Origin of the sequence: Bradyrhizobium sp. (assembly GCF_049798375.1) — a bacterium.
GTDB lineage: Bacteria > Pseudomonadota > Alphaproteobacteria > Rhizobiales > Xanthobacteraceae > Bradyrhizobium.
Genome location: NZ_JBARGP010000321.1, coordinates 1 through 4561, shown reverse-complemented (window position 1 = coordinate 4561; position 4561 = coordinate 1). Strand labels below are relative to the sequence as shown.

Here is a 4561-nt window from a genome sequence, read left to right as displayed (position 1 = left end):
TCCTTGACCCGACGCGTGCCGATCAACGGAATGATATGGCGATTGATGCGCCCGGTATCCGTCACCAACGTCGTCGCCTTCTTCGGGCGTCCGCCCTTGCCTAGAATAAGGCCCGCTTCGAAGTCTTTGAGGTAGAGTTCGCAGAGCTCCTTGACGGTGACCGCCTTGTGGTCGAGCTGCCGCTCCTCGGCCGGGTTGTCGCCTTGTGCCACCCGCCCCAGCTGAATCTTGGCTTCCTTACGGGCAAGCTCCGGCGTCCAAACGCCGTGAACACCGATGCTATAGCGGCGAGAGCGGCCGGCTGAACGGTATTGAATCAGATAGCTGCGCTTGCCCGACTTGAAGACGCGAAGACCAAAGCCAGGCAGATCGTCATCCCAGATGACGTAGTCCTTGTCCAGCGGTTCGGCGACATCGACAACGCGTTTACTGAGCTTAGGCACGGATTTTCTCTCCTCCGAAGCCCGTCTCCCGCGTAATCACCACGTAAGCACTTGGAGGAAAACCGGGGCGTATCGCAGGATACGGCCGGCGGAGCGAGATTCCAGATTTACAAACGATTAGAGTGGGATATCGTAGCATTGGATGTCCTGGCGCTTTCTCGCGCAGAACAACCTAAAATACTCCGAAGGCAAAGGTCACACGTTCGAATCGTGTCGGGTGCGCCAACGGCGTCACGTTCAGGTCGGTTTCGAACCGTCTCACCGTCGGCGGCCTCCCAACACCCTCCCCTGCACCGGGCCAGGCCGCGCGGCCTTCAGGCGGTTGCGCTCTCCAGTCAGCCCGTCCGGGCGATCGAGCTGCCGCACCAGGATGAGCTCGGCGTCAGCCGTTGAGCGGCCGGCCCGCTGAAGGGTGAGAATGTCCCGTCGCTAACGATCTACAAGCTTACGCTCGCGCTCGATCTCTACGCGGATCGTGTCGATATCCGACATTGTTCTCGGCTCTTGTATTGAATATGAGGCAATGCCGTTCACGCCGGACTTCCGTTGGCTGATCAATCGCTCCGACAGCCTCCGGTATCCATCAGTCCGCCTCTTCCGCCAAACCGAGGCGCGGGACTAGGCTGACGTCAGCGAGCGAGGTGCGCGCAGAATTGCTGTCGGCTGTCGGACAGGCCAAGGATTTAGATCCGCTTGGCCGCCACACGCTCACCTCTCGGCAGAAGAAACACCAGATATCGGCCGGTCGCCCTTGCCAATATTTCGATCCGACTGGCCCAAGGTCTGCTTCGCGCCGCTGCGGAGCTGCGAGCCGATTTGCGCGATCGCCGCAAAACCGCCCCGCTCGACGATGGCCGATGAGGCCAATAATTTCTTGCGAGGATCAAGGAACAAACTCCCGAACCAGGAGTATTGGTTTCGGACGCCCATGGATCCATGCGGCGGCCTGTTTGGTAGTGCGCCGCATGCCGTGGACTTTTGGTGCCCAATTGCGTGTTCGACGAAACGGATCTGAGCGCATGACCGATCGCCGGACGCCTTGGGGCATCATTTCCGCCGCGCTGATGGTCGTCGTGACGCTCGGCGCAGCGACGACCACTTCCTTTTGCCAGACACCGCGCAAGCAGGAAGCTCCCGCTAAGGAGGCCACCGATGTCTCCTTCGGCCGCTTCACGGCCGGACTGGTCACCGGCACGCCACAAAGCACCGAATTCGCCATCGCCCAGGACATTGCGACCGCGCTTGCAGCCAATCAGGAGAGCGGTCCGCACGGCGAGGTGGCGCTTCGCGTATTGCCCATGGTCGGAAACGGCGGTAGGCGGAACCTGCTCGACCTATTGACGCTGCCCGGCGCCGACATGGCCATCGTGCCGATCGTGCTCGCGAACCGGCTGCGAGACGGAAAGACCGTCGGCGATATCAGCAGCAAGCTCGTTTACATCGCTCCCCTGTTTCCGCTGCAATTCCATCTTCTGGCGCGCGCCGAAGTCAAGGGCCTGTCGGACCTCGCCGGCAAGACGATCAGTCTGGGCGAGGAAGGCAGCGCATCGGCAGTGTTGGGCCTGGAGGTCCTGAACTCCCTCGACCTCAAGGCCAACACGGTCAATCTGGGTCTGCAGGCGGCGCTGGAGGGCATGCGCAAGGGCGACATCGCAGCGGCCCTTATGGTCTCGGCCAAGCCGATCGAGACCTTGGCGCCATTCGCGCAGTTCTCCGCCTTGCGCCTGATCTCGATTCCCTACTCGCATTCCCTAGGTGACGGCTATCTGCAAGCGACCATCACCCACACCGACTACCCGGCCATCCTTGGCGTCGACGAGAAGGTTCCGACGATCGCCGTTCGCGCCGCACTCTTCGCCTACAACTGGCCTAAGCGCAGCAGCCGATACGCTCTCATGGACAATTTCGTCCAGACTTTCTTTGACCGCTTTCCGGACTTTCTCACCGGCGCCCGTCATCCCGCCTGGCACCAAGTAAATCTTGCCGACACGGTGGCGGGATGGAAACGATTCGAGCCCGCCGAACGCTGGCTCGAGAGGCATTCCGGCAGCATTGTCAGCGTCCCCCAGCCGACGACGACGGGTGATGCCTCCTCGCGAAGCCCCCTATTCCCAGGTCTTCGCGGCACCAGCGACGCGAAGCCGGACGACGCCTCCGGTGTCCACGAGCGCGCCAAGTAGAACATGATCTGGAAAGCTGGACTCCGGTTTCCCTCGCGACGAACGCCGAAGGCGTTGGCGCAGATCATACTCGAACAAAGAGATGAAATCACAAAAACTGGGGAGACTTCGATGCACCGTCTGATGGTTGCTGCCGCGCTGTCGGCATTATCGGCCACTTCGCTCGCCACAGCGCCGGGATTCGCGCAATCGACTCAACCAGCCTTTCCGCCAGCAGCCTACGGTCAGCCTCCGCAAACCGAATCTCATGCCTCACCCGCACGCCGGCCGATGACGATCGCGCGGCCCCAACCGCAACACCACCTGCGCCAGGCTGCGCGCAAGCATCACGTTGTCCACCGCGTACGGCGTAAGAAATCCGACAGGCAGGACAATGTGCAGGCAATCGCCGTCGAGCAAGGATACAAAAAGGTCAGCGACCTCGTGCATTTCCCGGATTTCTTTCCAGGCCTCGGGATCATCTACGTCAAGCCTGACACCCTGCCATTGGGGCCGTTCCTCTGCTTCGACCGTCAGCGGAAACTGGTGGCGACCCTTTACATGGTCGCCATCAAGGACATTGACGATCACAAGACCTTCGAAGGCACCGCGCCCGCCTTCGCACCAAAGGTCGACCACACGACGATGTATTTCAACGGCGGCCATCCCGGCATGGACATGCCGCATTACCACGTCGTGCTGTGGCATGTGACCAAGGAGGGGGAACAGCGGGTCGCGCAATGATTATCAGGGCCCGACGCGGAATGCCTCTCAAGCGGCGCCGCTCGTGGCTGAGGGCGCTCGTCTTGTCGGCACAACATCGAGTTGGTAACGTTCCTGTCTCTAGGTGAGCATGAAGGGAAAGCTGGTGCTTCACCAGCGTTCCATCATGAAAACCGCAGACCCGTCTCCGCCCCGCGCGCTTGATCTGGCGGGGCTGACTGAAAACGCATCGCCGTCTCATCGAAACATGGCATCCGCGGGCTAACCCAACTCGATCGTGAAACGATTGTCCACAGCATGATTAGACGCACGGCCGAACTCGAAACAGGCGCCAAACAACGCCAGTTAGGATCACGCCATCAGAACTGATGGATCGTAGTAGTTGGCTCTGCAATGAGAGGAATCAAACGAAAGCCGGCCCTCAGGGCAGCCATCTCAAAGTCGCTTTTTTGCCGGACACTTGCTTGGTTGCGGGTACATGCAACCATCTCAAATTGCTGTTTGAAGCGACTGTTTAAGCGGCCCAGTTTAGTCTAGTGCAATTCTGAGGGCTACGCTACGGCAGGCGTCGCGCCGTACCTCGGGCGCCCCCCTCTTCCAGGAGCCGCTCGAGCGGATACCGTCTTCGGAGTGCCATTGGCTGCATGAAGTGCGGAAAGCAGCCGGTCAAAAAAGCGCTATAATCCGGCAGCCGCCACTTCGATCCGAAGAGCCCGCGTACGCCGTAAGAGCAGGTCATCCTTCACACCGGCGGGAAGAAGGTTTGCTTTCGCGGTCGGATCCAAGACCCTCATGATCGCGTTGCGATAGAACATTCGGGTAACACGCGGCGCACAAAAATTCGCACCGGCGCGCTTATACTCCCAAGTAGGCGTTTGTTCAGTGAGGGTCATCTGATGTCACCGCCCGGTACGGTCAGGAGTGCTCACGGTCGTCGCCAACGAAGGCTGCTGATCGTGCTCGCCTTGGGATTTGTCCTATTCGGCGCCGCTGCGGCCGCCCTCTTCTACGTCTTGCAGCCCGAGGCCCTCCGGATCGCCGTCGGGCCGGCAGGCAGCGAAGACCAGCAGGTGGTTCAGGCGATGGCTGAGACCTTCGAGGAGGAAAGCAGGACGATCCGGCTCTCCCCGATCACCACCGGAGGAGCAGCCGAATCCCTCGCCCTGCTGGGCTCCGGCAAAACCGATCTGGCGGTTGGCCGGGGCGACCTTGGTATGCCGGCCGACGCGCAGACAC

4 protein-coding genes and 1 pseudogene are annotated in these 4561 nt (G+C 60.9%); 3 read left to right on the top strand and 2 right to left on the bottom strand.

Features of this window, described 5'->3' with window-relative positions:
- Together WA702_RS13675 and WA702_RS13670 are read right to left on the bottom strand one after the other, a co-directional pair.
- Positions 1–443 (bottom strand): Arm DNA-binding domain-containing protein (locus WA702_RS13675; protein WP_425111062.1); only part of this gene is annotated, 443 nt, incomplete at its 3' end.
- A gap of 708 nt (positions 444–1151) precedes the next feature.
- On the bottom strand, positions 1152–1373 hold the full coding sequence (locus WA702_RS13670) for a hypothetical protein (RefSeq protein ID WP_425111061.1): 222 nt from the start codon (positions 1371–1373) through the stop codon (positions 1152–1154).
- An 89-nt stretch (positions 1374–1462) separates the two neighbouring features.
- Between WA702_RS13670 and WA702_RS13665 the strand changes: the two genes are divergently transcribed.
- The 3 genes and pseudogenes from WA702_RS13665 to WA702_RS13655 all read left to right on the top strand — a co-directional run.
- Entirely contained in the window at positions 1463–2623 is a 1161-nt protein-coding gene (locus tag WA702_RS13665) for a TAXI family TRAP transporter solute-binding subunit (RefSeq protein WP_425111060.1), read from the top strand.
- A gap of 111 nt (positions 2624–2734) precedes the next feature.
- Positions 2735–3346, top strand: coding sequence for a hypothetical protein (locus WA702_RS13660; RefSeq protein WP_425111059.1), 612 nt, complete (start codon positions 2735–2737; stop codon positions 3344–3346).
- An 875-nt stretch (positions 3347–4221) separates the two neighbouring features.
- A pseudogene (locus tag WA702_RS13655) lies at positions 4222–4561 on the top strand (TRAP transporter substrate-binding protein); the annotation flags it as partial.